Genomic DNA, 24937 nt, shown 5'->3' with positions numbered 1-24937 from the left:
CCATGTCCATCACGCTATACGGCCTGCCCAACTGCGATACCTGCAAGAAAGCGCGCAACTGGCTCACCCGCTTCGACGTGGCGCACGACTTCGTCGACTATCGCGCGAACCCGGTGCCCGCCGCCACGCTGAAGGCGTGGGCCGGGAAGCTCGGCGGTTGGGAGAAACTGGTCAACAAGGCATCGACGACCTGGCGCACCCTGTTGCCACAGCGCAAGGACCCGCGCACCGATCCGGAATGGACCCTCTTGTTGAAGGAGTACCCGGCGCTGATCAAGCGCCCGGTGGTGGTCGAGGGCGACGAGGTGACGGTCGGCTTCAGCGACAACGCGTTCAAGAAGCGCTTCGGGAAATAGCGCCCATGTCCGCCGTACTCGAACTCACCCGCGACCTGATTCGCCGCCGATCCGTGACGCCCGAGGACGCAGGCTGCCTGCTGCTGATCGCGGAGCGGCTGGCCGCGCTGGGCTTCCGCATCGAGCATTTGCGCTTCGGCGACGTCGACAACCTTTGGGCCACCCATGGGAGCGACGGTCCCGTGCTGGCCTTCCTCGGACATACGGATGTCGTTCCGACCGGGCCGGAAAGCGCATGGGCCTCGCCGCCGTTCGAGCCGGACGAGCGCGGGGGGCTTCTTTATGGCCGCGGTGCGGCCGACATGAAGGGTTCGGTGGCGGCCATGGTCGTCGCGCTGGAACGCTTCGTCACGGCACATCCGGATCATCCCGGCACCGTGGGCCTGTTGCTTACCAGCGATGAAGAGGGAGTGGCTCTCCATGGCGTGCGCGAGGTGGTCGACCATTTCGCGAAGACGGGGCAGCGCATCGATGCCTGCGTGGTGGGAGAGCCGTCCGCGAAGGCGAAGCTGGGCGACCTCATTCGCGTGGGCCGCCGTGGTTCGCTATCCGGCACGTTGAACGTTCGCGGCGTGCAAGGCCATGTGGCTTATCCCGAGAAGGCGAAGAACCCCATCCATGTCCTTGCACCCGCGCTGGCGGCGCTGGTCGCCGAACGCTGGGACGAAGGCAACGACGACTTCCCACCCACGTCGTTCCAGGTGTCCAACCTCAACGCGGGTACCGGCGCGAACAACGTCATTCCCGGCGAACTGGTGGCGTTGATCAATTTCCGTTTCTCCACGGCGAGCACGGCCGATGCGCTGCGCGAGCGCACCGAAGCCATTCTCCATGCGCACGGCGTGGATTTCGCCATCGACTGGCACCTGTCGGGGCACCCGTTCCTCGCCACGCCGGGAGGGCGCCTGCGCGGCGTGGTGGTAGAGGTCTGTCGCGAGCTGTGCGGCATCGATCCCGAGCAGAGCACGGGTGGCGGTACCTCCGATGGCCGGTTCATCGCTCCCATGGGCGCCGAGGTGATCGAGCTGGGTCCGGTGAACGCGACGATCCACAAGGTGGACGAATGCGTATCGGTGGCCGATCTAGAGCGGTTGCCCGATCTTTACGAAGCGATCTGCGAGCGCATGCTGCGATAACCGCCTAACGTCGTTTCGGAAACACCGCGATCATGCCCGCGTAGGGCTTGGTCATGAACGCAGGCGCGCCCACGTAGCCGTCGTCGGGCGTGTACGCCTGGGAAATCGTCCCGTCCAGAAAGAGCGCATCGCGGCACCCGATCTCGTCGCGGAACAGGCGGGCGAAGCTGTGGAAATTCACGGGCGCCCGGCTGACCACGAAGACGACGTCATGCGAGGTCTTGGCACAGACGCCGCTGCGCCATTTCATGCTGTCCGAACCATTGTCGAACTGCGTGTTGATCTCGCCGTCGATCACCAGCATCGGCCCCGACTGGGTCGCCCAGCGAGGTTTCCGGCCGGCGCCACGGAAGGCCTCGCTCGTGCGCACTTCCGCGCTGCCATCCTCGTACACGGCGAAGACGCCATTGGGCAGCAGCGAGAAATTTCCCGAGCGCGGATTTCCGTGGACGAGGTTGAGCGGGACGATAGTCTTCCCATCCTCGACGTAGAGGCCGAGCGGCTTGAACTCGCGATCGTAGATGCCGGCGTTGGTGGCGAACGCCAGGCGGCGCCCCTTGGCTTCGGTCCAGGTCTTCAGCGTCTCCAGGGTGTTGAAGGGCTGGCCGTTGTCCGGGTTGCGCCAATGGAGCTCGATATCCTCGTCGCGCGTGTCCACGGTGACCACGAAATAGGACTGGCTGTCGAACACGACGTCGCGGCCATCGACCGCATCGGCCGGGTCCGCACAACCCATGGCCAGCCCCGTGAGGGCGGCTAGGGCGAGGATGCGAAGGCCGACATGGTGGAGCATTCGGGGGAAGGAAGGATGGAGCATTCGTCGATGTTCGCCGGGGCGGAGGGGTAGTGCAAGGGCCGAAGGCGCCACTCGTGCGTGGACGGCGTAAACTTCGGCCTTTTACCCCGATTCCACCACCGCCATGCCTTATACGCCTATCGTTGCCACCCTCGGCTATGTGTTGTCGCCGGACGGCAAGCGCGTCCTCATGATCCACCGCAATGCCCGCAAGGACGACCACCACCTGGGCAAGTACAACGGCCTTGGCGGAAAGATGGAGCCGGGCGAGGACATCGCCGCGTGCATGCGCCGGGAGATCAGGGAAGAGGCGGGCATCGAATGCCTGGAGATGCGCCTGCGCGGCACCCTGAACTGGCCCGGCTTCGGCAAGCATGGCGAAGACTGGCTGGGTTTCATCTTCGTCGTGACCCGCTTCGAGGGGACGCCGCTGGAATCGAACCACGAGGGCGCGCTGGAATGGGTGGCGCTGGAAAGCCTGCACGATCTTCCCATGTGGGAAGGCGACCGGCATTTCCTGCCACTGGTGTTCGATGCCGACCCACGGCCGTTCCATGGCGTGATGCCGTACAAGGACGGGCGGATGGTGTCGTGGGATTTCACCCGGTTGTAGAAGCGTCGCCGCTGAAGCGGCTCCCACACAAGGCGCACGCATGCCTGGGTCGCCAGTGTGGGAGCCGCTTCAGCGGCGATGGCCCCCGGGCAGGGGCCCACGGCCTCAGCCCGTCGTCTCGATCCGCTCCACGCGCCGCAGGCCGCGCGGCAGGACGCCGCCACGGGTGGCGCGGTTGCCGCCGTACTCGACGAGATCGGCCCAGCGAAGGGTGAGCTTGCGCTGGCCCGCGTAGAGGGTGACCTCGCCCTTGCCTTCGGCGACCACGGCGACGCCGACCACGCGCTCTTCGCCCGAGGCCAGCTTGGCCTTGGGCACCTCGATGAGCTTGTTGCCCTTGCCCTTGTCCAGTTCCGGTAGCTCGGCCACCGAGAACATCAGCAGGTGGCCTTCGCTGGTGACGACGACGATACGGTCGCGCGAAGGATCGGCGGTGATCGCCGGCGCCAGCACGCGGGCGCCATCGCTGAGCGAGATGATCTGCTTGCCTGCCTTCTGGCGGCCCGTGAGCGCCTCGAAACGGGTGACGAAGCCATAGCCGAAATCGGTGGACAGGATGACGCGGGTATCGTTGTCCGCGGCGACCACGGCATCGAAGCGCGCGCCCGCCGGCGGGCTGAACCGGCCGGTGAGCGGTTCGCCGTTACCGCGTGCGGAAGGCAGCGTATGCGCGGGCGTGGCGTAGGCGCGGCCGGTGGAGTCGATGAAGGCCACCTGTTGAGTGGTGCGCGCGCGCGCCACCGCCAGCAGGCTGTCGCCATCGCGGTAGGAGAGCGCCTCGCCGTCGATGTCGTGACCCTTGCCGGCGCGCACCCACCCCTTCTGCGAGAGCACCACGGTGACCGGCTCGGACACGACCAGGGCGCTTTCGTCCAGTGCCTGCGCGGCGCTGCGCTCGATCAGCGGGGAGCGGCGCTCGTCGCCGTACTTCTCGGCGTCGCTGCGCAATTCGTCCTTGATGAGGCCCTTGAGCTTGGCCGGCGATTTCAGGAACACGTTGATGCGGGCGCGCTCTTCCTCGAGCTTGTCGCGTTCCTCGTTGATCTTGAACTCCTCGAGGCGCGCCAGCTGGCGCAGCTTCGTCTCGAGGATGTAGTCGGCCTGTTCGTCGTCCAGCTTGAAGCGCGCCATCAGGATCGGCTTCGGCTCGTCCTCGGTACGGACGATGCGGATCACCTCGTCGATATTGAGGTAGGCGATGCGCAGCGCTTCCAGCAGGTGGAGGCGCCGTTCCACGCGGCCCAGGCGATGGTTCAGGCGGCGGGTGACCGTGTCGGTGCGGAAACGCAGCCATTCGCTGAGGATGACCTTCAGGTCCTTCACCTGCGGGCGGCCATCCAGGCCGATCATGTTCAGGTTGACGCGGAAGCTCTTCTCCAAGTCGGTCGTGGCGAAGAGGTGTTGCATCATCTCCTCCACGTCCACGCGGTTCGAACGCGGCACGAGCACGAGGCGGATCGGGTTCTCGTGGTCGGACTCGTCGCGGAGGTCCTCGATCATCGGCAGTTTCTTCGCGCGCATCTGCGCGGCGATCTGCTCGAGGATCTTCGAGGGGGAGACCTGGTGCGGAAGGGCGGTGATGACGATATTGCCGTCATCGCGCTCGTACACGGCGCGGGCGCGGATCGAGCCGGTGCCGTTCTGGTACATCGCGAGGATCTCGCGGCGCGGCGTGATGATCTCGGCCGTGGTCGGGTAGTCCGGCCCGTGCACGTGCTCGCAGAGGTCGGTGATCGTCGCGTCCGGGTCGTCGAGCAGGCGGATGCAGGCGCTGGCGACCTCGCGCAGGTTATGAGGCGGAATATCGGTGGCCATGCCCACCGCGATGCCCATGGAGCCGTTCAGCAGCACGTGCGGTACGCGCGCGGGCAGCCAGGAGGGTTCCTCGAGCGTGCCGTCGAAGTTCGGCACCCAGTCGGTCGTGCCGTGGCCGAGCTCGGACAGGAGCACTTCCGCTATCGGCGTGAGGCGCGACTCGGTGTAGCGCATGGCCGCGAAGCTCTTCGGATCGTCCGGCGAGCCGAAGTTGCCGTGGCCATCCACCAACGGGTAGCGGTAGGAGAAGGGCTGGGCCATGAGGACCATGGCCTCGTAGCAGGCCGAATCGCCATGCGGATGGAACTTGCCGATGACGTCGCCGATAGTGCGCGCCGACTTCTTCGGTTTGGCCGTGGCGGCGAGGCTGAGCTCGCTCATGGCATAGATGATGCGGCGCTGCACCGGCTTCAGCCCGTCGCCCACGAAGGGCAGGGCGCGGTCCAGCACCACGTACATGGAGTAATCGAGATAGGCCCGCTCGGCGTAGTCCTTGAGCGGGATCTGTTCGTAATTGGCTTGCAAATTCATGGGCTTGAGCATCCGGCTGGCGCGCCACGGCGCGTCGTTAACCGGACGATGGTGCCAGAAAGGCGTCTCAGGAGCGAAGACCGGGTGCGAGCGTCCATCAGTTCAACGGCTTGCCGGCGTCCACGTCCTTCAGGAACTTGACCAGGCCCGCGAAGTACGTCTTCTGGTCGTCGTACATCGCCATGTGCGAGCCCTGCGGGCAAAGCAGGAAGCGGGCGTCGGGCATCTTCTTCGCCATGGCTTCCATGTAGGCGGGGTCCATGGTGTCGTAGCGGGCGCCGATCACCAGGGTGGGCACCTTGATGGTCTTCAAGGCCTGGCTGCGGTCCCAGTGCAGCAGCTTGCCGCTGGCGCCCAGCTCGCTGGGGCCCTGCATGGCCACGTAGATCTGCTGGTTGAGGCGCGAGAACGCCCGCTCCACCGGGTCGGGCCACTGCGCGGCCGGCATGCGCAGGACATGCTGCTCGTAGTGCATGGGCATGAGCAGGGCCATGTACGCGGGGTCGTCGGTCTTGTGCTCCGCTTCCAGGCGCTTCACCTCGGCGAGCTTCTTCTGGTCCATCGCCGGCATCAGCACCTTGCTGGCGTAGGCGTTGTACGCAGGGATGCTGTCCATCATGTTGGAGATGATCAGCCCCTTGAGGTGCTGCGGGTACTTCAACGCGTACTCGATGGCCAGCACGCCGCCCCAGGAATGACCGAGGAGATAGAAGTTGTCCTTGTCCAGGTGCAAGGCCGTGCGCACCTGCTCCACTTCCTCGACGAAGCGGGGGATCTCCCACAGCGATTCGTCCTTGGGATTGTCGCTGAAGGCCGAGCCGAGCTGGTCGTAGTAGTAATACTCGATGCCTTCGCCGGGGAAATAGCTGTCGAAGGCCTCGAAATATTCATGCGTGGCGCCCGGGCCGCCGTGCAGCAGGAGCACCTTGATGCGGGGATTGTTGCCGACGCGCTTGGTCCACACCCTGAACTTGCCCTTGGGCGTGTCGATGACGATCGTCTTGACGCCGCCGGAGAGGACGTCGTCGCGACCGGTATTGTCGAAATACGAAGACGCCGTGGCGGGAGGCGCCGTGCCCGCGTGCGCGCACAGCGCGACAAGGCAGACCATGAGGGCGGCAAGTAGTCGTCGCATTGAAATACCCCTTCAAGAGTGATGATCGTCGTCGGCACATGGCGATGGCCTCCCCGGCCCTCACGCCACGCTCACCTTCCCGAAGCGTACCCGAACGAAATATCCTGCGTTCACCCGTGAGCCAAGGCCGGCTTGTTCCCATGGTCGTTTTCGACGGGAAGGGCGATGGTCAAGGACCTCTCGGCGGACGGCCTGCGTGGGCTCGCCGCGGCGAACGTATTGTTGTGCCACCTGTTCCTGGCCTTCCTGCCGGGTGGCTTCGCCTATATCTACCCGGATACGACGACGCCCGGGGCCATGCATGGCGTGGTCGACCATGTCATCGCGTTCCCACCCCTGGCCGTGCTGTGGAACGGCCAGTTCGCGGTATGCATCTTCTTCGTGCTCAGTGGCTACGTGCTCACCAAGTCGTTCCTCGAAACCGGCGACCTGGGGATATTCCGCCTGCGCGCGTCACGCCGTTACCTGCGTCTTGGCGTGCCGATCTTCGGCTCCGTGATGTTCGCGTGGCTCGTCATGCGGATGGACTGGAGCCACGCCGCGGAGGCGGGCCGGCTGTCGGGTTCCACCTGGATCGCCGACTTCTGGAAAGAGCCACCCGATCTTGTCGAGGCGCTGCGGGACGGCACGTACCGGACCATCCTGGGCGGCTGGTCGCATTTCAATCCCACGCTGTGGACGATGAAGATCGAGTTGCTGGGCTCGATGTTCGTCTTCGCCTACCGTTCGCTGAACCTGCCCGGGCGGCGGGGCGGACTTGGCTTTGTGCTCGCCGTCGCCGGCCTCGCCTGGTTTTTTCCGCACGACTGGCCGTATTACGCCGCCTTCCTGGCGGGCAGCCACGTGGGCGAAGCGCGCCTGACGATGTCGAAACCGCTGCTCGCGGCAGCGGTGGTGGTGGCGGTGGTTTGTGGAGGATTCGATGTCTCGCCGTGGTACGACTGGACACGCGTCCTGCCGTTGGCCGACAACGAGCGAAAAGCCTTCTTCAACGTGCTGGGCGGCGTGCTCCTGCTCTACGTGGTGAGGTGCGGCGTGCTCGACCGGGTGCTGCAAAGCCGCCCGGCGCAGTTCATGGGGCGTATTTCCTATGCGTTCTATCTGGTGCACCTGCCGATCCTGCTCAGTTTCTCGGCGTGGTTCTTCGTGGTCATGAACGAGCGGTTCGCAGCCGATCCCACCGTCGCCGCGATGCTTACCGTGCCGGCCACCTTCGCGGTGGTGATCGCCGTGGCGGTGGCTTTCGACCGCAGCTTCGATCGCTGGGGCATCCTCCTGGCCCAGCAGGTCTTCCCGGCGCCGCGCATACGGGTGAAAACCGTCGCGGTGCTCGGGTCCGCCGGAGTCCGCAGGCGCGTGCGCTACCTTCGCCGCCGCCCGGCCGGGCGGCAGGCACGCCGGAACGGAGGGTGACGAACGGGCCATGCGCGCGGATCGGTCACGCCGGATGATCCGGCAACATCCCGATGACGAGAGACGCTCATGTCGCCATACAGAACGGCCCTGTTGTCCCTCGCGTTCCTTCCGCTTGCCGGAACGGCCGCCGCCGCCGAGGGCACGCCCGAGGCCGCGGTCGCCCGCTACGTGAAAGCGGAACACGACTTCGATCTTGCCGCGCTGCGCGCGATCCTGCTGCCCGATTTCGTCGAGGTATCGCCGCGCGGGGAAGTGGACGAGCACGATGCCGTGCTTGGTTTCTATGCCCCGGAAAAGAAGGGCGAAATGCCGCCTATGTCGTTCGGCGACGTGAAGGCGCGCGTCCACGGCAACAGCGCCTTCGTCACGGGTACCGTCGTCTTCACGGTGAAAGGCATGCAGCGGCACCTGACCCTCGGCGCCAGCGTCGTCAAGGGTGCCGACGGTTGGCGCATGGCATCGGCGCAATACACGCCCGTGCCGCCGAAGACGCCGCCGTTGCCTCCCGTGGCGCCGCAGCCGCCGGCGGCACCGCAAGCGCCGGTTCCCGGCGGCTGAGCCTTCGCCTTAAAGCGTGAAGTCGGCCTGCACCGGAAAATGATCCGACGGATAGCGCCCATCCTTCGATGAGGTGACGGTCTTGACCGACGTCGCCTCGACACCTCGGTAGAGGATCCAGTCGATCCGTTTCGTCGCCTTGCCGGTGAAGTCGTGGAACGTCTCCGCAGGGCCGTCCTGCTTCGGCGCGGTGTTCCATGCATCCTTCAGCGAAGCGGTGAGCGACTTGTGCGTTTCGCTGTCCGGGCCGGTGTTGAAGTCGCCGGTGAGGATCACCGGCACGTTGGCCGGTAGCTTCGCGATCCACGCGGCGATTTCGCGCGCGCTGCGCGAGCGGGCGTCTTCGTCCTGGTCGCGATAGGGGAAATGTGTGTCCAGCAGGTAGAAGCGCTTGTGGTCGCTGGTTCGTTCGAACAACGCCCAATTCACCATGCGCGGAAAGACGTTGCCCCAGGTGATGCTCGCCACCTTGTCCGGCGTATCCGAGAGCCAGAAGTCGCCGGATTCGATCACCTTCAGGTTGTCCTTCCGGTAGAAGATGCCCATGTGCTCGTCGCCGTGGGCGCCGAAGCGGTCGCGGCCGAACCACGTGTATTCCGGCAGGCGCTCCACCGTGTCGTCGCCCTGTTGCTTGTATAGCTCCTGCGTGCCGATGACGTCGGGATGCAACTGGCGGATGGTGTCGGCGAACAGGTCGCGGCGCTTGTCCCAGCCATTGGGGCCGTCCTTGCCGGTCATCGTGCGGACGTTGAACGTCATCACTTTCAGGTCGGCCGCCGCGGCGGGGAGGACGGCCGCCGCAATGGAAAGGGCGAGGGCGATGCGAGGGAGAAGGGTCATGGCTACCTGCTTCTGCGGGACGATCGCCCGACTATAGCGGTGCGCCCAAGTCGGTGTCGTGACCTGTGTCGATATCGGGCGGGTGAGGCACAATGAGCGGTCCCGGATGATTGGCGGAGGCTTGCATGGCGACACATGGCGACAAGGCATCCGAGAGCGGACGCAATGGCCGCAAGATCGCATTGATCGTGATCGCGATCGCGTTCATCGCCTCGGCGACGACGGCGATGCTCGCGTTCACGGCGTCGCACCGTGCGCGCGAGGCCGATGCCAAGGCATTGGAGGCCGACGGTAGCGACCTGCGTGAAATGATCGCCGATGGGCGATCGATCCGGATCGATGCGGAGAAAGCGGCCCCCGAGGATCGTCAGCCGCGTGTCGATCGCCTCATCATTCGTATCAACGCGCTTTCCGACTGGAAACCGCGCACCCCCTGCGGACAGGAGACACGTGATCGCTTGCGCGGTGTCATGGAAGAGCGTGCGCGGCGATTGATGCGTGACGAGAGCGGGCAAGGTGCGGGCACGCCGCCCGCCGATGAAGCGGACCTGTTCGCGTCGGTATGGCGACAATGCGCGACCGAGCCGGGCAAGGACGTAAAGATCTGACGGGATGAAGAAAGAGATGGTGGCCGAGGACGGAATCGAACCGCCGACACGGGGATTTTCAATCCCCTGCTCTACCAACTGAGCTACTCGGCCACGGGTGCCTGCAACGAGCGTTGCGGCGAGTGGAGCCGCGTATTAAATCCGCTGGGAGCGTCTGCGTCAAGCGTCCCGTTCGGGCGGAACGTAGCCGGCCGGCTGGACCACGTCGCCGCCGAAGAAGTATTTCTCCATCTCGCCACTGAGGAAGCTGCGCGTCTTCGGATCGAGCGGGGAGAGCCGCATCTCGTTGATCAGCATGGTCTGGTGGGCAAGCCACTGAGCCCACGCTTCCTTCGAGACGTTCTCGTAGATGCGCTTGCCGAGTTCGCCGGGCCAGGGGGCGAAATCGAGGCCTTCGGCGTCGCGGCCGAGTTTCACGCAGTGGACCTGGCGCGTCATGGGGATATCTCCGGAAGATTGTCGAGCAGCGTGCGTACCGGGGCCGGCAGGCCGAGCGCCGCGATCTCGTCGCGGCCGCACCAGCGGCGGTCGGTCCGGTCCGCCACGGCGGCGAGTGGGGCCGCATGGTCGAACAGGATGGGCGATACGTCCAGCTTGTAATGGCTGAACACATGGGTGAACGCCGGCAACGGGTCCGCATCGCCGACGCGGGCGAAGGCGGATGCCACGCTGCCGGCCGCATCGGGGTCCGCCGCCTCGGGCAGGCTCCACAAGCCCGACCACACGCCTTGCGGGCCGCGCTTCTCTAGCAGGATGCGGCCGCCCGCGTCGCGCAGGAGCAACATGGCGAGCGAGCGCGTCGGCACCTTCTTGCCGGGCCTGGCGGTGGGCAGCGCGGCGGTGCGACCGTCGCGATGGGCAACGCACGAGGCGGCTTGTGGGCACAGCAGGCACAGCGGCTTGCTACGTGCGCAGACCGTGGCGCCCAGGTCCATGATGGCCTGGGTGTAGTCGGCCGTCCGTTCTTCCGGCGTATGCTCGTCGGCATGCCGCCAGAGCTGTTTCTCGACCGCGCTTTCACCGGGAAAACCGGCGACGCCGTGATATCGCGAGAGCACGCGCTTCACGTTGCCGTCGAGGATGGGAAAGCGTAACCCGTGCGCCTGGGCGAGGATCGCGCCCGCCGTGGAACGGCCGATGCCGGGCAGGGCGATCAACGCGTCGAGGTCGCGTGGCAGTTCGCCACCATGTCGTTCGACGCACAGCTGCGCCGCCCGATGCAGGAACCGCGCACGACGGTAGTAACCGAGGCCGGACCACAGGGCGAGCACCGTGTCTTCGTCGGCCTCGGCCAGGGCCGCGAGGCTCGGCAGGCGTTCCACGAAGCGCTGGAAATAACCGATGACCGTGATCACCTGGGTCTGCTGCAGCATGATCTCCGACAACCACACGCGATACGCATCGCGTGGGTGCTGCCAGGGCAGGTCCTTGCGTCCGTGGTGGTCGTACCAGCGGAGCAGTTCGCGCGCGAAGGTATTCATGGAGACACGCTGGGCCTGGCGTTCGCACTCGACGACGCCGTGGCGGGAACGCTGGGCGTGGCGCGGATGCGCAATCCTTTCATGTGCACCGGGCCGGCATCGACGGCCTTCGCGTCGACGGTCCCGAGCAAGGGCGGCAGCGTGGGCGAGCCACCGGCGTTGATCCCGCTCCACCATTCGGCGAACGCGATCGGTGGAATGCGCAGGTCGGCGTGGTCGTTGTCACCGTCGAGCTTGATCGCGATATAAAGCGGATCCTGCTGGTTGGCCGGCGTGACATCGAGCACGATGTCGTACGGCGTGCCCGATGCGCGCGTCATGCGGCCAGCCAGCGAAGCGCCGACGTCCGCGCCGCCACGCCACGTGGCATCCCCGCGCAACATGGTCGAGAAGGTGGGTTTGCTCGCCACCTCGAGTACGAGGTCGTTGAGCGTGAGGACGCCACGTGCCAGGCTCGGCGTGGTCTCCAGGTCCAGCGTGTACGGCGAATCGCCCGCCGTGCTGGCGGCGAGCGAAAGGTTGAATGGACGTCCATTCGCCAGCCGGCCGGCATCGATGTCCACGTTGGAGAGGAAGAGCTGGTTGCCGCGGGTGAGCGTGCCGCGGCTGACGCGGAAGCCCGCGTCGATGGTCGGCAGGATCGCTCCCGCCGTGGACGGGCGCGAGGGCAGGGTGTCGAGGTAGGCGGATACCGCATTCAGGTCGATGCGCGCGCCCTCGACCTCCAGCCGGGAGATCCGCGTGCCTCCGCCCGTCAAGGTGCGCCAGGGAAGAACGAGCTTTCCGCGCGAGGCGACGATCATCGGCGTGCCGGCACCTTCGGCGCGCAATGTGAGTCCTTCCAGTTCCAGCGCTGGTTTCGGCCAGAGGGTGGGGCTGGCGGGACTGGCCAGGGTGAGATCGAGGCCGGCGGCGCTGGCGCGGGATTGCAGCAAGGCGGTGAAACGCTCGGGTTGGAGCACCACGTACGTGGCGATGAACGCGGCCAGCACGAGCACGACGATCGTGCCGCCGGCCGCGTAGAGCCCGATCCGCAGTCGACGGTTCATCGCCGCGTATCCTGCGCCATCGCCTTCACTCAGCCGCCGAGGCTCGCCGGGAGCAGGCCATCCACGAACGCCTCCGCATCGAACACGCGCAGGTCGGTAGCCGTTTCGCCGAGGCCCACGTAGCGGATCGGCAGGCCGAATTCTCGGGCGAGCGCGAACATCACGCCGCCCTTGGCGGTGCCGTCGAGCTTGGTGACGACAAGGCCGGTGACACCGGCGGTGTCGCGGAACTGGCGCAACTGGCTGATGGCGTTTTGCCCGGTGGTGCCGTCGATCACCATCAACACTTCGTGTGGTGCCGCCGTGTCCAGCTTCTTCATGACGCGGGCGATCTTGCCCAGTTCATCCATCAGCCCGCCCTGGGTGTGCAGGCGGCCGGCGGTGTCCGCGATCAACACCTGCGTTCCGCGCGACCGCGCCGCTTGCAAGGCGTCGAAGATCACGCTGGCCGAATCGGCATCCTGGCCTTGCGAGACCACGGGCACCTTGTTGCGCTCGCCCCAGGTCTTCAGTTGCTCGACCGCGGCGGCGCGGAAGGTATCGCCGGCGGCGAGCATCACGCCGCGGCCTTCGTCGGTGTAGCGCCGCGCGAGCTTGCCGATGGTGGTGGTCTTGCCCACGCCGTTGATGCCGACGGTGAGGATCACGAAGGGCGAGGCTGTGGAGACGTCGAGCGGTTTCTCGACGGGCTTCAGCAGGGAGACCAGTTCGTTGCGCAGCGCCTTGAGCAGCTCGCCGGAATCGGCGAACTCGCGTTTGTGCATGCGCTTGCGCAGATCCTCCACCAGGCGGGTGCTGGCTTCGACGCCGACGTCCGCGGTGATCAGCGAGGTTTCCAGCTCGTCGAGGAGGTCGTCGTCGAGCTTGGGATGACGCACGAAGAGCGAGGTCAGGCTCTTGGCGAAACCGCTTCCGGAGAGGCGCTCGCGCCAGCTGCGCCGGGCCGGCTGCGCATCGTGCTGTTCGGCTTCGCGTGCGGCCTCGACGACGGCGGTTTCCTCCGCCTCCGGTTCGATCTCGGGAGCCTGGGGTTCCGGCGCGGCGGTCTCGGCCAGCGTCTCGGCGATGGCGGAGCCGACCTCGGCCGACGCGGGGTCGGCGGTCCGGTCGACGCGCTCCTCTGCGGCCGGAGACTCGGCGGTCTCGGGTTCGGCGGGCTTCTTCTTCCAGAACTTGAGCATTGCGCGAAGGATTCAAAGACAATAGGCGAATGCTATCACCCCCGCCCTCACTGGCCGCTGAGCGATGAGCGCTCCCGGCCGCATCCGCGTCATCGGCGGAACCCTGCGCAATTCACGGATCGAAGTCCCCGACCTGCCGGGGCTGAGGCCCACGTCGGAGCGCGTTCGCGAGACCTTGTTCAACTGGCTCCAACCCGTGGTGGGTGGAGCGCGCTGCCTCGATCTGTTCGCCGGCACCGGTGCGCTGGGCATCGAGGCGCTGTCGCGGGGTGCCGCGGCGGTCACCTTCGTGGAGCGCGAGCCACGTCTGGCGACCGCGTTGAAGGCTAACCTGGCGCGCTTCAAGGTATCCGGGGAAGTGGTGGGCGACGATGCCAGCCGATGGCTGGGCGGAGCGGCGCGGCCGTTCGACCTCGTCTTGCTCGATCCACCGTTCGCCCTGGACACGTGGGCGGATACGGCACGTGCGCTGGAACGAGGCGGCTGGCTGGCGGCGCACGCGTGGATCTACGTGGAGTCGCCCCGTGGCGCCGTCTTCGCCTTGCCTGACAACTGGCTGCCGCACCGCCAGGGTCAGGCAGGGGAGGTGACCTACGCCCTCTATCGCCGCACACCTGCCGATCCGTTAAGCTAGCCCGCGTTTTCTCCCGACCCGCCATCCATGACCCCTCTGCCGGCCAATCCGCGTCTCGCCGTTTATCCCGGCACGTTCGATCCCATCACGAACGGCCATGCCGACCTCGTGTCGCGGGCGGCGCCGCTGTTCGATCGCATCGTGGTCGCCGTCGCGGAAAGCCGGAACAAGGGCCCGGGCTTCAGCCTGGGCGAGCGCATAGCGCTGGCCCGCCTGGCCCTGGCCGACCTGCCGAACGTGGAAGTGCGTGGCTTCGACTGCCTGCTCGCCCACTTCGTCACGGAGATCGGCGCGGGCGTGATCCTGCGCGGCCTGCGCGCCGTGTCGGATTTCGAATACGAGTTCCAGCTCGCCAGCATGAACCGTCACCTGATTCCCCAGGCCGAGACGCTGTTCCTGACCCCGGCGGAGCAATACAGCTTCATCTCCTCCTCGCTCGTGCGTGAAATCGGTCGCCTGGGTGGCGATATTTCCGGCTTCGTGCATCCGGCGGTGCAGCAGGCCATGCGCCAGCGCTGGCGCAACTCTTGAAACCAAAGGTGATCATCATGCGTAAGTTCGTCCTCGCCGCGTCCGTGGCCCTGACCGCCGCCCTGGCCCTCTCGGCCTGCAACAAGTCCGAAGACACCGACCAGGCTGCCACGCAGCAGGAAGCCGCTGTCGCGAAGCCGACCAATCCGACCGATACCAAGGCCTGGAGCCAGTATTTCGGCCAGATCGTGCGGAAGAACATGCAGGGCATGACGGCCGATCGTCCGTTCCCGTACTTCGTGCCGGCCGGCGACGACCAGGCCGGCCAGGACGGCCGTGCCCGCCAGCTCGAGAACGTGCAGGGCACCGTCGCCCGTGGCGTCACCCCGGGCAACATGCTCGTGTTCGGCGGCCCGGAGTCGGCCAAGACGGCCGACCTGATGGTCGAGGCCTTCAAGGGCGCGAACCCGGGCTCGTTCAAGAACGTGATCGTGCTGTTCATCGGTGACCAGGCCGACCAGCAGCGCGTCGCCGACGCCGTGGGCCCGAGCGGCGCGACGTTCCGCTTCGTCGCGATGTAATCGAGCCGGGTTGCCGGTTCGCATGAAGGGCGCCGCTCGCGGCGCCCTTTTTTGCGCGCCCGCCGGGCGAGCGGTGCTCCGTGGCGCCGCGTCCCTGGTGGCAGCCGAGCCTGGTGGGAGCCGAGCCTGTGGGAGCCGACTTTGTCGGCGATCCCGCGGCAGCGGGCCAGTTCGAGGCAAGCACCCATCGCCGACAAGGTCGGCTCCCACAGGGAGCTGGGGCAAGCACCCAATCGCCGACAGGGTCGGCTCCCACCAGGGCGCGGCTCCTGCCTGCCGGCGCGGCTCCTGCCAGGCGGGCTTTCCAGCCAGGTGGGCTTCCATCGCGGCCGGGCGGACGCAGGTAGGGTAAAATGCGGAAATGTCCCTGCTTATCCTCGATACCTGCGTCAACTGCGACGTCTGCGAGCCCGTGTGCCCGAACAAGGCCATCTCGCTGGGCGAGCAGTACTACGTGATCGATCCGAACCTGTGCACCGAGTGCGTCGGCCACTTCGACAATCCGCAATGCGTCGAGGTGTGCCCGGTGGAGTGCATCCCGCACGATCCCGACCATGTGGAAACGCGCGAACAACTCATGCTCAAGTACGAACACCTGATGGCGAAGGCCGCTTCGTAAACGCTTCACGGGCGTCATGGGTTAATCTCAGGGATAGCGATATCCCTCCCGGAGAGAATTCCCCATGGTCCATGCTCCGTCGTGGCGCGTACTTGCCACGAGCCTGTTCCTCGTCGTCGGTGCCGGCCACGCTGCCGCCAAGGATGCTCCCGCATCACGGGGTCCCGGGCAGGCCGCGATCGCCAGCGCCAATTTCCTGGCCACGAATGCCGGATTCGAAGTACTCGCCAAGGGCGGCAACGCGTTCGACGCGGCCGTCGCGGTGTCGTCGACACTGGCCGTGGTGGAGCAGCAGAGTTCCGGCATCGGCGGTGGTTTCATGGCCCTGCTGCACAAGGCGTCCGATGGGCGCGACGTTTTCATCGATGCCCGCGAAACGGCGCCGAAGGCCGTGGACATGAAGGCCTACGTCGGCACGGACGGCAAACCGAACCGCGACGTGTCGACCAACGGTCCGCTGTCGGCGGGCATTCCGGGTGAGCCCGCGGGCCTGGCCTGGATGGCCGGGCATTACGGCAAGCTGCCCTTGTCCGCCTCGCTGGCCCCGGCGATCCGGATCGCGAAGGAGGGCTTCCAGCCCGACGCGCGTTTCATCGGAACCATCGAAGACCGCAAGGACGTCCTGGCGCGCTACCCCGCATCGGCGGCGATCTACCTGCCTGATGGCAAGGTGCCCGCGCAGGGCTGGACCTTGCGCCAGCCCGACCTCGCGAAGACGCTGGAACGCCTTGCCGCCAAGGGCGCCGACGGTTTCTACAAAGGCGAGACCGCGAAGCTGCTGGTCTCCGCCTCGCGCGGTGCCGGTGGCAACTGGACGGCCGCCGACCTGGAGGCCTACCGCGTTAAGGAGCGCGAGCCGCTGAGCGTCGACTACAAGGGCTATCGCATCGTCACCGCGCCGCCGCCATCGTCGGGTGGCGTGGCGATTGCCGAAGTGCTCAACATCCTCGCCGGTTTCGACCTCGGCAAGCTCGACGTGGCCCACGCCACGCACCTGACCATCGAGGCGATGCGACGGGCCTTCCGCGATCACAACGAATACCTCGGCGACCCGGACTTCGTGAAGATGCCGCTCGACATGCTGCTGTCGAAGTACTACGCGGACGGCCTGCGCGCGACCATCTCGCCGGACAAGGCGACGCCGTCCGATTTGCTGCCTACGGCCATGTCGGCCGACCCGGGCATGCACACCACGCATTTTTCCGTGATCGACGCCGACGGCAACATGGTGGCGTCCACGCTCACGGTGAACCTGGAATTCGGCTCGGGCTTCGTCGCCGAGGGCACGGGCGTCGTGCTCAACGACGAAATGGACGACTTCGCCCTGGTCCCGGGCCAGCCCAATGCCTTCGGCCTGCGCGGCGCCCTGGCCAACGCTCCGGAGCCGGGCAAGCGCATGCTTTCGTCGATGTCGCCCAGCTTCGTCTTCGGTGCCGATCGCACCGCGGTGATCGGCTCACCGGGTGGCTCGACCATCATCACGCAGGTGCTCGAAGGTATCCTTGCCTTCATCGACGGCAAGAGCGCTTCCCAGATCACGGCGCAGAAGCGCTACCACCATCAATACCTGCCCGATCGCGTGGACGTGGAAGCGGGGGCGTTCGACGAGGCCACGGCCAAGGCGCTCACGGACATGGGCCACGTATTGAGGAACCGGTCGCCGTGGGGTTTCATGAACGTGGTCACCTGGGATCACCGGACCAACACGCTGGATGCCGCCACCGATCCGCGCCGTCCATCGGGCCTGGGCAAGGTCGGTGCGGTAAAATCCGTCCCATGAAGCTCTGGTCACTGATCGGCAATTCGCAAAAGCTCGACGGCGGCGCCATGTTCGGCAATGCGCCGCGCGCCATGTGGGCGCGCTGGATCGAGCCGGACGAACAGAACCGGATTCCGCTGGCCTGTCGTTGCCTGCTCGTCACCGGGCTGGACGGCCGCAACGTGCTCTTCGAGACGGGTATCGGCGCGTTCTTCGAGCCTGCGATGCGCGAGCGCTACGGCGTGGTGGAGGAGAGGCACGTGCTGCTCGACTCGCTCGCCGAGGCGGGCCTGGGCCATGAAGACATCGACGCGGTGGTGCTTTCGCACCTGCATTTCGACCACGCCGGCGGCTTGCTCGCCCCATGGGCGGAAGGCGAACCGGCACGGCTGCTGTTCCCGAACGCGCGCTTCCTCGTCGGGGCGGCGCATTGGGAACGCGCCAGGGACCCGCATCCGCGCGATCGCGCCTCTTTCGTTCCGGACATCGTCCGGTTGCTGGAAGAGAGCGGCCGGCTGGAACGGGTGGAAGAGGGCAAGCCATCTTCGCTGGGCGAGTCCGTGCGCTTCGAATTCTCCGAAGGACACACGCCGGGGCTGATGCTTGCCGAAGTGGGTGGCGTGGCGTTCTGCGCCGACCTCATTCCCGGGCGCGCCTGGGTGCACCTACCGGTGACGATGGGATACGACCGCTGGCCAGAGAAGCTCATCGACGAGAAAAAGGCCTTCCTCGACGACAAGATCGCGCGTGGCGTGAAGCTGTTCTTCACGCACGATCACGACTGCGCGCTGGCGAAGGTGGAGAAAGACGATAAGGGCCGCTACAGGGCGGCCGATACGCTTGGGCGACTGGCCGGGCTCGATGTCTAGGCGAGCAGGGGATGGGGGCAGGATGTCATCGAATTACGGGATGAACCAGACGGGGATGGCCTTGGGGACCCGGCTGGCCGGCGCCGTGTTGCTGCTGGCCGGCCTGGGCCTCGTCGCGTGGAACGAACGCCGCGTGATGGATTACACCGCCGCGCTGGCCCGGCACGGCTCGCCGGTGCTCGACCTCGGCGCGGAGGGGCGTCCGGCGTCCGGGCAATACGGTGCGCTCACCCGTGTCAGCGGCATGCCATTGATCGTCGAAGCACCACGCGACCCGGAATTCGACATCCGCGCGGAATCGCCGATCCTCATCCGCCACGTGGAGATGTTCCAGTGGCGCGAGATCACCGTGGGTGGCGCCTCCCACTACGAACTCGACTGGGTGGACCGCCCGGTCGACGCCACGAATTTCGCCAAGCCAGCCGGGCACGTGAATCCGGGCGCCTTTCCGATACAGGGCAGGCAATTCGAAGCGGGCGAGGTGAAGCTGGGTAACTTCAAGCTGTCCGAAACGATCCTGCGTGCGTTCCCGGGACGCGTGACCGTTCCGCCGGACGAGAAGAAGCTGCCGCCGAACCTCGCCGCCACCTTCCAGCGCGCCGGCGATGCGTTGGTCACGAGCGCCAAGCCGGCCAATCCCCGCCTGGGCGATCTGCGCGTCAGCTGGGAAGCGGTGCCTTTGCAACCCATGACCGTGCTGGCCCGCATCGACGGCGATAAGTTGGTGCCGGCCGCCAGCCGCGATGGCGACGATGGCTTCGACGTACAGGTGGGCGAGCGCAGCCTGCTCGACGTACTGCCCGCGCTGCCCGAACCGCCGGGCGCCGTCATGCTCGCGCGCGGGGGTTCTTTCGTGCTGGCGATACTCGGCTCGCTGCTGCTCGCTTGCACCAGCCGTCTACGTAACGACGTGCTGTTCGCCATCGGCATCGGTGCGGTGGTGGTATCCGCCGTCGCCGGCGTCATGTGGCTGGCTGGCGACGCGATGACGGCCAGCGTCTGGTTGCTGGTGGCCGTGCTGGGCGCGGGGCTCGCGATCTGGCGGGTTCAGGCCTCGGCTTCGACGGCCGCCGTGCCATCGGCGAAGGAGTAGACGTGGTCGGCCCAGTTCGCCGCCTCCACGTACATCGCCGCCATCGTATGCACGTGTTGCTCGCGTAGCGCCGTGTCGCTTTCCAGTTCGCCCTGTTCCCAATGGCGAATCTGGTCGAGGATCGGGGCGAACGGGCCGGTTCCTTCGAGCAGGGCCTCGCGGATCTCGATCGCCAGCGGCAGGTGTTCGAGCACGTAGGCCATGGACACGTTCATGAGCGTGTCCAGCAATGAGAACAAGCCGGCCGTGAAGGCCATTTCCTGCAGTTCGGGCTTGATGGCTCGCGCGAGCTTCTCGCACATGTGCGCGCGGATCAGGGCAAGGCGGAGCAATTCCGGCGGACGCTCGTCCATGCCCGATACGGCCATGGTGAAGATCCAGTTGCGCATGCGGTTGACGCCGAAGAACACCGCCGCCTGTTCCACCGACTTCAGCTGGCGGGGCAGGGCGAAGTACGCGGAGTTCACGCAACCCAGCAGCTTGTAGCTGAGGATGGCGTCGTCGCGGATGATCTTGCCGAGTTCGACGGGGCCGTTCTCGGGATCTTGCAACGCACCCATGAGGCGAAGCACGCCGAGCTTGCTCGGGCTGAGCCGTGGCATGTCGACGCGTTCCGGGCGGAGCAGGTACTTGCCCTGGAAACCGTCGACGTCCTGGTCGGCGTAGTCGACGAAGGTTTCGTGCGTATCGACGCCGGTGACGATCACCTTCACGCCGAACGCGTGCACGTAGTCCATGTGCGCGCGGGCGGCCACGGGGTGACGATGGTCCACCGCCACCTTCGCGAATTGTACGATGCGCAGCAAGGCATCGACGCCGGCCCGGTGTTCCGGATCGGCGGGCAGGTTGAAATCCTCGAGCATGAAGAGGCAGCCATGGCCTTTCAGTTCGCGGAGTTTCACCAGGAGTTGTTCGTCGGTGCCGACATCGGCGCTGATGCTGGCACCGAGCCGCGCGTTGTGGCGCAGGATATCGGCGTGCTGCAACAGCAGGTCGCGCGACATGTGCAGGAACGCGCGGTTGTCGCGAACGAGGCGCTTCAGGCTGCCGTCGGCGATCGCGCTGAGCGTCGCTTGTGTATGGGCGAGCGAGGCGGCGTCGATATCGCTGCCGATCGGCCGGGGGAAGAGCAGTTCATAAGCGAACAGGGACTGCTTCTTGTCCAGGATGGGCACACGGACGATGGGGAGGATACCGTCGTCGTTCACCGCTGCCGGCTGGGGATGTGCTGCCATTGCTTCCTTCTTGCGCCGTCTGGGTGAGCCTTGAGTGTCGCTGCTTCGTTCCGGTCAAACCTGTGCAAGGGTCGCGGAACGAAGATTCACTTTCGCCACGCCGTTGCGACCGTAGGTCGAGCCGACCGGCGATTCGCCGGAGATCAGGGCGAGTGCCTGGCGGACGTGGCCCATTCGCTGGGCGACGATACGGCCGTTCACTTCATTGAGCCGCCTGCATTCGCCCAGGCGCTCGAGGGTGTGCAGCCAACGCGGGTCGAGGAGGCTGTCGATGCCGGCCGCATCGCCCAGCTGGCGACGCTCCACGTCGAGTTTCTCGATCCGGTCGAGCAGCTTGCCTTTCGCCCGGCCGGCGGCTTCCAGCGCCTGCGGATCCGCCTGGCCAAGCGCCATGCGCTCTTCGACCAGGCTGGCATGCAGGGTGTCGACCTCACGGGCGAGGTCGCCCATGACCGCGACGAGCGCGGCATCGAAGTCGGGGCCGAGCGGGCCGGTCATGCCTTGCCACCATCCATCTGGCCTTCCAGCGCGAGGAACTTGCTGGCGATGGCCTGGGCGTCGGGCTTGTAGGTGCCATCGGCGAGGCGGGAGCGGATCTCGTCCACGCGCTTCGTGTCGATGTCGTCCCCGCGGCTCGCGGCGTCGAGCGCCTTGGCCGAATCCGTGATCTTGACGCTGTCGTCGCTCGGGCGCACCGAACCGGTGCCCTGGGTCGAACCGGCGGAACCGGCGGCCGGGTTCTGGGTGCGGAGCTGCACCTGCGGCTGCGGGGCCTGGAGGCCGGGTTTGATGGTCGTCGTCATGGGTGTATCCCTCGGATCATTTTTTCCGTCAGACCTTTATCGGCGGTCGGCGGGCGAACTTTAGCCGGCCCCGGGCCGTGAAGTGTGACCTGGTTCGGATTTCGTTCACGGCAGGACCGCGACCGTGCCGGGGCCGCTCACGATCGCATCGAGCACCTTGCCCGACGAGGCGTTGCGGACCTTGAGCCGCGCGCCGGTATCGCCGGCACCCATGGCCACGCCCTCGGCGTGGATCGTCACGCCATCGACGCTGGCTTCCATGCTGACGGCGTCTCCGATGCGCACGGCCTGGCGGCCGGCGAGCATGCCGGGGGTGAGCACGGTGCCCGCGCCGAGCGGCCGGGCCAGCGAACGGCCACCGATCTGCTCGAGGTCGGCCACGTAACCGTAGGCGAGCGTGGCGACGTCGCGTTCTTCGGCATGGACGTCGCCGGCACCGATGCCGTCACCGCGGGCGAGCGGCCTGCTGGTGACCAGCACGTTGGTGAGCATTTTCACCCGCACGGGCACGCGCACCGTCCAGCCGCCAGGAACGGGGCAACGGACCGTCACGCTGACCCGGGCGCCGAGGGGGCGATTGCCGGGCAGCGACGCGTCCAGCGGTGCGGTGCATTCGGCCAGGCGCAGCCGGCTGTCCAGGGTGCCGGCCTCGGCGATCATGCGGGCGCCGGGCAGGTTGCGATGCTGTTGCAGCCAATCGACGGCGGTGCCGCGTATCGCGTCCAGCGATTGGCCCGCTTCCGCGGACGGGGGAAGGACGACGAGCGCGGCGAAGGCGAGGCCGGTGGCGAGGACGCGATGGATCACGCGGCGCGTTCCGCCAGCGACGTGGAAAGGCCCTGGGCGATGGCGTCCAGCTCCTTCACGAGGCCCGGCAGCATGTGTCCGGCATCGGCGTGGCGGCCTTCGCCCAGGGTGATGGCGTACTGCGAAGCGAGGACGGAGAAACGCTCGCCGGCGGTGCGGATGGCATCGGCGGCATCGTCGGGCCGGCGCGCGCGGAACTGGTCGATGCAACGCATCATCGGCGTGGTGTCGAGCCAGCGGCGGTCGAGGCTGGACGGGTCGCGCGACGCGAGTTCGAGGGCATAGCGCAAGCCCTGGCTGGCTTCGCGGATCATCTGGCTGAGGCTGGCGGCATCGAGGTTGCCCTCGGTTTCCAGCTTCGCGAGGCTCAGGCGATGGGCGAGGACGGCGGCGCGTGCGGCCGCGTCGGCCTGGCGCCGCGCGTCGTTGCCGATACGGCCGAGCGAGCCTTGCGTGGCCTGGATCGCGGCGATGCGGCCTTGCAGCGCACCCATGCCTTCGCGTGCGGCCTCGAGGCTGCCGCGCGCCCCGCGCACGGCGTCGTCGACGCGTCCGAGCGAGGCCTGCATGCCGGCGATGCCGGACTGGGACTGGTCGAGGCGGCGCAGGCTGGTCTGCACGGCCTCGTCGAGATGCCCGGAGAATTCGCCCACCGCCTGGGTGACCTGGTCGATCTCGGCGGTCGCCTGCGTGGTTTTTTCCGCCAGTTGCTTCACTTCGTCGGCCACCACCGCGAAGCCACGACCGGCTTCACCGGCACGAGCCGCCTCGATCGCGGCGTTCAACGCGACGAGATTGGTCTGATGGGCGATGTCCTGCACCGCGGCCGTGAGCTTGCGGATGGCGGTGAAATAATCGGCGAACTGGGCATGGTTGCGGCTCATCCCCGACAAGGCGCTACGCAGCAGGCGCAGTTGGCCGTCGAGTTCGGCCGACGTGGTTTGTCCCTGGTTGCCGGCATCGGCCATCCCGGCGACGCCGGCATGGGCCTGGTCGATCGCCGTCGAAATCCTGGCGCTGGCCTCCGTCAATCGACCGGCGGTATCGCGCGCGCCTTCGACGGCGGTGCCGAGTTCCTGAAGGGTCGTGCCCAGCGCCTGGGCGTTGGTCAACACCATGCCCTGTTGCTCGATCGCCTGGATGGTCGTCGCCGCCGCGGTACGTGGCTCGGCGGGCTTGAGCAGGGCACCCAGCGCGCTCGCGGCCGCCGGATACTGGGCGGCGAGCGCCCGCACGCGCGCGGCGTCACCGCTGGCGGCGGCGTGGGCTAGGAGGCGGACGTGCTGGCTCCAGAGGAGGGTCATGATTTCGCTTTCGCTTTGTTCGGGTGGTCGCCTCACTACATCGGTAGGAAGGCCGGCTTCTTGAGCCAAGCAATCGTCGTGCCATGAGGCGCGCCTCAAGCTCGCCCGCCCCCGGCCGATACGTTTCGCGACATCTTCCGTAGACGCATGCGTACCCATGGCCCGACCGCTCCTCGATACCGTGGAAACCTTCACCCGCCTCGCGGGCCATAACCGCGTGGCGATGCTGCTGTTCCGGCTGGGCGACGGCCAGGCCTTCGGCATCAACGTGTTCAAGGTGCGCGAGGTGCTGCGCCGGCCACGGCTGGAGCGGATGCCCAGCATGCACGAGCTCGTCGCGGGCAGCTTCGACTACCGCGGCAGCACCATCCCGGTGGTCGATCTCGCCGCGGCCATGGGCTACCCATCGCTCGCCGCGGAGGACGGAGCGCATCTGATCGTGACCGAGTTCAACCGGTCGGTGCAGGGTTTCCTTGTCTCCGACGTGGACCGCATCGTCCACGTGGACGGCGGCAACCTGGCGGCGCCGCCCGCCGCGTTGGGCTACGGCCCACGTGTGAACGCGGTGACCCGGTTGGACGGCAACCTGATGGCGGTGGTCGACGTCGAGCAGGTGTTGGCCAGCGTCGATCCACGCGTGGCGGAATTGTCCGAACGCGTGCAGCAGGCCGCCCATGTGCAGCAGGCGTCGAATCGCCGCGTGCTGGTGGTGGACGACTCCCTCGTCGCCCGGACACAACTGGTCGAACTCTTCCGCAAGATGGACCTGGAGTGCGTGGTGGCCAAGGATGGCAGCGAAGGGCTCGACATGCTGCGCAGCCTGGCGATGGGGCCGGCCGCCGAGCGGATCGCCCTGGTGGTGTCCGACATCGAGATGCCGGCGATGGACGGGTACGCACTCACCCGCGCCATCCGCGAGGACACCCAGCTGCGTCACCTCAAGATCCTGCTGCACAGTTCCCTGAGCGGCGTGTTCAACGAGGCGATGGTGGAACGGGTCGGCGCCGATCGCTTCATCGCGAAGTTCCAGCCCGACGTGCTGGCTACCGCCGTGCTCGAGTTGTTGCCGGCCTGATGGCGGCCGGCGCCCTGTCAGCGATGTGACGCAGGCAGGCGCCGGAATTCCGACACGGCACCGCGCGGACCCGGCCACCCATCGTTGAAAACGGCGCCACGACGCCGTTTCACCCGCACCTTCCTCGCGTGGCACGCGAATTGCTCAACCCCTCGGGCCAAGGTCACGAGAG

The 24937-nt window shown here is 66.9% G+C and carries 27 protein-coding genes and 1 tRNA gene; 14 read left to right on the top strand and 14 right to left on the bottom strand.

Annotated elements, in window-relative coordinates; all coding sequences use genetic code 11:
• Positions 1–2 precede the first annotated feature (2 nt).
• Both ACR9Y6_RS10380 and dapE read left to right on the top strand, forming a co-directional pair.
• A complete protein-coding gene (locus ACR9Y6_RS10380) occupies positions 3–356 on the top strand; it encodes an arsenate reductase (protein WP_481281204.1) in 354 nt (117 codons plus the stop codon).
• Between the two features lie 5 nt (positions 357–361).
• A complete protein-coding gene (dapE, locus tag ACR9Y6_RS10375; RefSeq protein ID WP_481281203.1) occupies positions 362–1492 on the top strand; it encodes a succinyl-diaminopimelate desuccinylase in 1131 nt (376 codons plus the stop codon).
• A 4-nt stretch (positions 1493–1496) separates the two neighbouring features.
• Here the strand turns inward: dapE and ACR9Y6_RS10370 are convergent, their stop codons facing one another.
• The gene (locus ACR9Y6_RS10370; protein ID WP_481281202.1) at positions 1497–2309 is read right to left on the bottom strand and encodes a phosphodiester glycosidase family protein; all 813 of its coding nucleotides are present in this window, start codon (positions 2307–2309) and stop codon (positions 1497–1499) included.
• 103 nt (positions 2310–2412) lie between these two features.
• Between ACR9Y6_RS10370 and ACR9Y6_RS10365 the strand changes: the two genes are divergently transcribed.
• A complete protein-coding gene (locus ACR9Y6_RS10365) occupies positions 2413–2901 on the top strand; it encodes an NUDIX hydrolase (RefSeq protein ID WP_481281201.1) in 489 nt (162 codons plus the stop codon).
• Between the two features lie 105 nt (positions 2902–3006).
• Here ACR9Y6_RS10365 and parC read toward each other — a convergent pair whose 3' ends face one another.
• Entirely contained in the window at positions 3007–5247 is a 2241-nt protein-coding gene (parC, locus tag ACR9Y6_RS10360) for a DNA topoisomerase IV subunit A (RefSeq protein WP_481281200.1), read from the bottom strand.
• Between the two features lie 97 nt (positions 5248–5344).
• Positions 5345–6382: a proline iminopeptidase-family hydrolase gene (locus ACR9Y6_RS10355; protein WP_481281199.1), complete on the bottom strand. Its 1038-nt coding sequence runs from the start codon at positions 6380–6382 to the stop codon at positions 5345–5347.
• Between the two features lie 165 nt (positions 6383–6547).
• Here ACR9Y6_RS10355 and ACR9Y6_RS10350 point away from each other — a divergent pair, with 165 nt between their 5' ends.
• A complete protein-coding gene (locus tag ACR9Y6_RS10350; RefSeq protein WP_481281198.1) occupies positions 6548–7795 on the top strand; it encodes an acyltransferase family protein in 1248 nt (415 codons plus the stop codon).
• 69 nt (positions 7796–7864) lie between these two features.
• The gene (locus tag ACR9Y6_RS10345; RefSeq protein WP_481281197.1) at positions 7865–8356 is read left to right on the top strand and encodes a nuclear transport factor 2 family protein; all 492 of its coding nucleotides are present in this window, start codon (positions 7865–7867) and stop codon (positions 8354–8356) included.
• A 9-nt stretch (positions 8357–8365) separates the two neighbouring features.
• On the opposite strand, the gene ACR9Y6_RS10340 is transcribed toward ACR9Y6_RS10345, so the two are convergent.
• A complete protein-coding gene (locus ACR9Y6_RS10340; protein ID WP_481281196.1) occupies positions 8366–9196 on the bottom strand; it encodes an endonuclease/exonuclease/phosphatase family protein in 831 nt (276 codons plus the stop codon).
• 125 nt (positions 9197–9321) lie between these two features.
• Here ACR9Y6_RS10340 and ACR9Y6_RS10335 point away from each other — a divergent pair, with 125 nt between their 5' ends.
• Positions 9322–9804, top strand: a complete 483-nt coding sequence (locus tag ACR9Y6_RS10335; protein ID WP_481281195.1) for a hypothetical protein — start codon at positions 9322–9324, stop codon at positions 9802–9804.
• Positions 9805–9821: 17 nt separating this feature from the next.
• On the opposite strand, the gene ACR9Y6_RS10330 is transcribed toward ACR9Y6_RS10335, so the two are convergent.
• From ACR9Y6_RS10330 to ftsY, 5 genes are all read right to left on the bottom strand, one after another.
• Positions 9822–9897: transfer RNA gene (locus ACR9Y6_RS10330), tRNA-Phe, on the bottom strand.
• A 66-nt stretch (positions 9898–9963) separates the two neighbouring features.
• Positions 9964–10242 (bottom strand): oxidative damage protection protein, encoded by a 279-nt coding sequence (locus tag ACR9Y6_RS10325; protein ID WP_481281194.1) that lies wholly within the window; start codon positions 10240–10242, stop codon positions 9964–9966.
• On the bottom strand, positions 10239–11285 hold the full coding sequence (gene mutY, locus ACR9Y6_RS10320) for an A/G-specific adenine glycosylase (protein ID WP_481281193.1): 1047 nt from the start codon (positions 11283–11285) through the stop codon (positions 10239–10241). The genes ACR9Y6_RS10325 and mutY overlap by 4 nt, the downstream gene beginning before the upstream one ends.
• On the bottom strand, positions 11282–12334 hold the full coding sequence (locus ACR9Y6_RS10315) for an AsmA family protein (RefSeq protein ID WP_481281192.1): 1053 nt from the start codon (positions 12332–12334) through the stop codon (positions 11282–11284). The genes mutY and ACR9Y6_RS10315 overlap by 4 nt, the downstream gene beginning before the upstream one ends.
• A gap of 29 nt (positions 12335–12363) precedes the next feature.
• Positions 12364–13515: a signal recognition particle-docking protein FtsY gene (ftsY, locus tag ACR9Y6_RS10310; RefSeq protein ID WP_481281191.1), complete on the bottom strand. Its 1152-nt coding sequence runs from the start codon at positions 13513–13515 to the stop codon at positions 12364–12366.
• A 64-nt stretch (positions 13516–13579) separates the two neighbouring features.
• Between ftsY and rsmD the strand changes: the two genes are divergently transcribed.
• From rsmD to ACR9Y6_RS10275, 7 genes are all read left to right on the top strand, one after another.
• The gene (gene rsmD, locus ACR9Y6_RS10305) at positions 13580–14149 is read left to right on the top strand and encodes a 16S rRNA (guanine(966)-N(2))-methyltransferase RsmD (RefSeq protein ID WP_481281190.1); all 570 of its coding nucleotides are present in this window, start codon (positions 13580–13582) and stop codon (positions 14147–14149) included.
• A 27-nt stretch (positions 14150–14176) separates the two neighbouring features.
• The gene (gene coaD / locus ACR9Y6_RS10300) at positions 14177–14680 is read left to right on the top strand and encodes a pantetheine-phosphate adenylyltransferase (RefSeq protein WP_306851747.1); all 504 of its coding nucleotides are present in this window, start codon (positions 14177–14179) and stop codon (positions 14678–14680) included.
• 17 nt (positions 14681–14697) lie between these two features.
• Positions 14698–15201, top strand: coding sequence for a hypothetical protein (locus ACR9Y6_RS10295; protein WP_429197731.1), 504 nt, complete (start codon positions 14698–14700; stop codon positions 15199–15201).
• A gap of 361 nt (positions 15202–15562) precedes the next feature.
• A complete protein-coding gene (locus tag ACR9Y6_RS10290; protein WP_448096789.1) occupies positions 15563–15820 on the top strand; it encodes a YfhL family 4Fe-4S dicluster ferredoxin in 258 nt (85 codons plus the stop codon).
• 64 nt (positions 15821–15884) lie between these two features.
• On the top strand, positions 15885–17600 hold the full coding sequence (gene ggt, locus ACR9Y6_RS10285; RefSeq protein ID WP_481281189.1) for a gamma-glutamyltransferase: 1716 nt from the start codon (positions 15885–15887) through the stop codon (positions 17598–17600).
• Positions 17597–18448 carry an MBL fold metallo-hydrolase gene (locus ACR9Y6_RS10280; RefSeq protein WP_481281188.1) on the top strand — a complete coding sequence of 284 codons (852 nt, stop codon included), beginning with the start codon at positions 17597–17599 and terminating at the stop codon, positions 18446–18448. Before ggt ends, ACR9Y6_RS10280 begins: the two co-directional genes overlap by 4 nt.
• 22 nt (positions 18449–18470) lie before the next feature.
• Positions 18471–19541, top strand: a complete 1071-nt coding sequence (locus ACR9Y6_RS10275) for a TMEM43 family protein (protein ID WP_481281187.1) — start codon at positions 18471–18473, stop codon at positions 19539–19541.
• Here the strand turns inward: ACR9Y6_RS10275 and ACR9Y6_RS10270 are convergent.
• The 5 genes from ACR9Y6_RS10270 to ACR9Y6_RS10250 all read right to left on the bottom strand — a co-directional run bounded on the left by ACR9Y6_RS10270 (position 19496) and on the right by ACR9Y6_RS10250 (position 23690).
• The gene (locus tag ACR9Y6_RS10270) at positions 19496–20776 is read right to left on the bottom strand and encodes an EAL and HDOD domain-containing protein (RefSeq protein ID WP_481281186.1); all 1281 of its coding nucleotides are present in this window, start codon (positions 20774–20776) and stop codon (positions 19496–19498) included. The genes ACR9Y6_RS10275 and ACR9Y6_RS10270 overlap by 46 nt on opposite strands.
• Before the next feature lie 54 nt (positions 20777–20830).
• Entirely contained in the window at positions 20831–21274 is a 444-nt protein-coding gene (locus ACR9Y6_RS10265) for a flagella synthesis protein FlgN (RefSeq protein ID WP_481281185.1), read from the bottom strand.
• A complete protein-coding gene (gene flgM, locus ACR9Y6_RS10260) occupies positions 21271–21579 on the bottom strand; it encodes a flagellar biosynthesis anti-sigma factor FlgM (RefSeq protein ID WP_481281184.1) in 309 nt (102 codons plus the stop codon). The genes ACR9Y6_RS10265 and flgM overlap by 4 nt, the downstream gene beginning before the upstream one ends.
• Positions 21580–21684: 105 nt before the next feature.
• On the bottom strand, positions 21685–22386 hold the full coding sequence (gene flgA / locus ACR9Y6_RS10255) for a flagellar basal body P-ring formation chaperone FlgA (RefSeq protein WP_481281183.1): 702 nt from the start codon (positions 22384–22386) through the stop codon (positions 21685–21687).
• Positions 22383–23690 (bottom strand): methyl-accepting chemotaxis protein, encoded by a 1308-nt coding sequence (locus ACR9Y6_RS10250; protein ID WP_481281182.1) that lies wholly within the window; start codon positions 23688–23690, stop codon positions 22383–22385. Before ACR9Y6_RS10250 ends, flgA begins: the two co-directional genes overlap by 4 nt.
• Before the next feature lie 157 nt (positions 23691–23847).
• On the opposite strand from ACR9Y6_RS10250, the gene ACR9Y6_RS10245 reads away from it, so the two are divergent.
• Positions 23848–24765, top strand: coding sequence for a chemotaxis protein (locus tag ACR9Y6_RS10245; RefSeq protein WP_481281181.1), 918 nt, complete (start codon positions 23848–23850; stop codon positions 24763–24765).
• Positions 24766–24937: the final 172 nt, after the last annotated feature.

This window comes from Luteibacter sp. TLI7-4A, from assembly GCF_056754745.1.
Note: the sequence above shows the minus strand (reverse complement) of the source record. Positions and strands in the feature narration are given on the sequence as shown.

Excerpts from the sequence above, each read along its gene's own strand:
- ACR9Y6_RS10380 (WP_481281204.1), top strand. The coding sequence starts at position 3 with ATGTCCATCACGCTATACGGCCTGCCCAACTGCGATACCTGCAAGAAA.
- dapE (WP_481281203.1), top strand. The coding sequence starts at position 362 with ATGTCCGCCGTACTCGAACTCACCCGCGACCTGATTCGCCGCCGATCC.
- ACR9Y6_RS10370 (WP_481281202.1), bottom strand. The coding sequence starts at position 2,309 with ATGCTCCATCCTTCCTTCCCCCGAATGCTCCACCATGTCGGCCTTCGC.
- ACR9Y6_RS10365 (WP_481281201.1), top strand. The coding sequence starts at position 2,413 with ATGCCTTATACGCCTATCGTTGCCACCCTCGGCTATGTGTTGTCGCCG.
- parC (WP_481281200.1), bottom strand. The coding sequence starts at position 5,247 with ATGAATTTGCAAGCCAATTACGAACAGATCCCGCTCAAGGACTACGCC.
- ACR9Y6_RS10355 (WP_481281199.1), bottom strand. The coding sequence starts at position 6,382 with ATGCGACGACTACTTGCCGCCCTCATGGTCTGCCTTGTCGCGCTGTGC.
- ACR9Y6_RS10350 (WP_481281198.1), top strand. The coding sequence starts at position 6,548 with ATGGTCAAGGACCTCTCGGCGGACGGCCTGCGTGGGCTCGCCGCGGCG.
- ACR9Y6_RS10345 (WP_481281197.1), top strand. The coding sequence starts at position 7,865 with ATGTCGCCATACAGAACGGCCCTGTTGTCCCTCGCGTTCCTTCCGCTT.
- ACR9Y6_RS10340 (WP_481281196.1), bottom strand. The coding sequence starts at position 9,196 with ATGACCCTTCTCCCTCGCATCGCCCTCGCCCTTTCCATTGCGGCGGCC.
- ACR9Y6_RS10335 (WP_481281195.1), top strand. The coding sequence starts at position 9,322 with ATGGCGACACATGGCGACAAGGCATCCGAGAGCGGACGCAATGGCCGC.
- ACR9Y6_RS10325 (WP_481281194.1), bottom strand. The coding sequence starts at position 10,242 with ATGACGCGCCAGGTCCACTGCGTGAAACTCGGCCGCGACGCCGAAGGC.
- mutY (WP_481281193.1), bottom strand. The coding sequence starts at position 11,285 with ATGAATACCTTCGCGCGCGAACTGCTCCGCTGGTACGACCACCACGGA.
- ACR9Y6_RS10315 (WP_481281192.1), bottom strand. The coding sequence starts at position 12,334 with ATGAACCGTCGACTGCGGATCGGGCTCTACGCGGCCGGCGGCACGATC.
- ftsY (WP_481281191.1), bottom strand. The coding sequence starts at position 13,515 with ATGCTCAAGTTCTGGAAGAAGAAGCCCGCCGAACCCGAGACCGCCGAG.
- rsmD (WP_481281190.1), top strand. The coding sequence starts at position 13,580 with ATGAGCGCTCCCGGCCGCATCCGCGTCATCGGCGGAACCCTGCGCAAT.
- coaD (WP_306851747.1), top strand. The coding sequence starts at position 14,177 with ATGACCCCTCTGCCGGCCAATCCGCGTCTCGCCGTTTATCCCGGCACG.
- ACR9Y6_RS10295 (WP_429197731.1), top strand. The coding sequence starts at position 14,698 with ATGCGTAAGTTCGTCCTCGCCGCGTCCGTGGCCCTGACCGCCGCCCTG.
- ACR9Y6_RS10290 (WP_448096789.1), top strand. The coding sequence starts at position 15,563 with ATGTCCCTGCTTATCCTCGATACCTGCGTCAACTGCGACGTCTGCGAG.
- ggt (WP_481281189.1), top strand. The coding sequence starts at position 15,885 with ATGGTCCATGCTCCGTCGTGGCGCGTACTTGCCACGAGCCTGTTCCTC.
- ACR9Y6_RS10280 (WP_481281188.1), top strand. The coding sequence starts at position 17,597 with ATGAAGCTCTGGTCACTGATCGGCAATTCGCAAAAGCTCGACGGCGGC.
- ACR9Y6_RS10275 (WP_481281187.1), top strand. The coding sequence starts at position 18,471 with ATGTCATCGAATTACGGGATGAACCAGACGGGGATGGCCTTGGGGACC.
- ACR9Y6_RS10270 (WP_481281186.1), bottom strand. The coding sequence starts at position 20,776 with ATGGCAGCACATCCCCAGCCGGCAGCGGTGAACGACGACGGTATCCTC.
- ACR9Y6_RS10265 (WP_481281185.1), bottom strand. The coding sequence starts at position 21,274 with ATGACCGGCCCGCTCGGCCCCGACTTCGATGCCGCGCTCGTCGCGGTC.
- flgM (WP_481281184.1), bottom strand. The coding sequence starts at position 21,579 with ATGACGACGACCATCAAACCCGGCCTCCAGGCCCCGCAGCCGCAGGTG.
- ACR9Y6_RS10250 (WP_481281182.1), bottom strand. The coding sequence starts at position 23,690 with ATGACCCTCCTCTGGAGCCAGCACGTCCGCCTCCTAGCCCACGCCGCC.
- ACR9Y6_RS10245 (WP_481281181.1), top strand. The coding sequence starts at position 23,848 with ATGGCCCGACCGCTCCTCGATACCGTGGAAACCTTCACCCGCCTCGCG.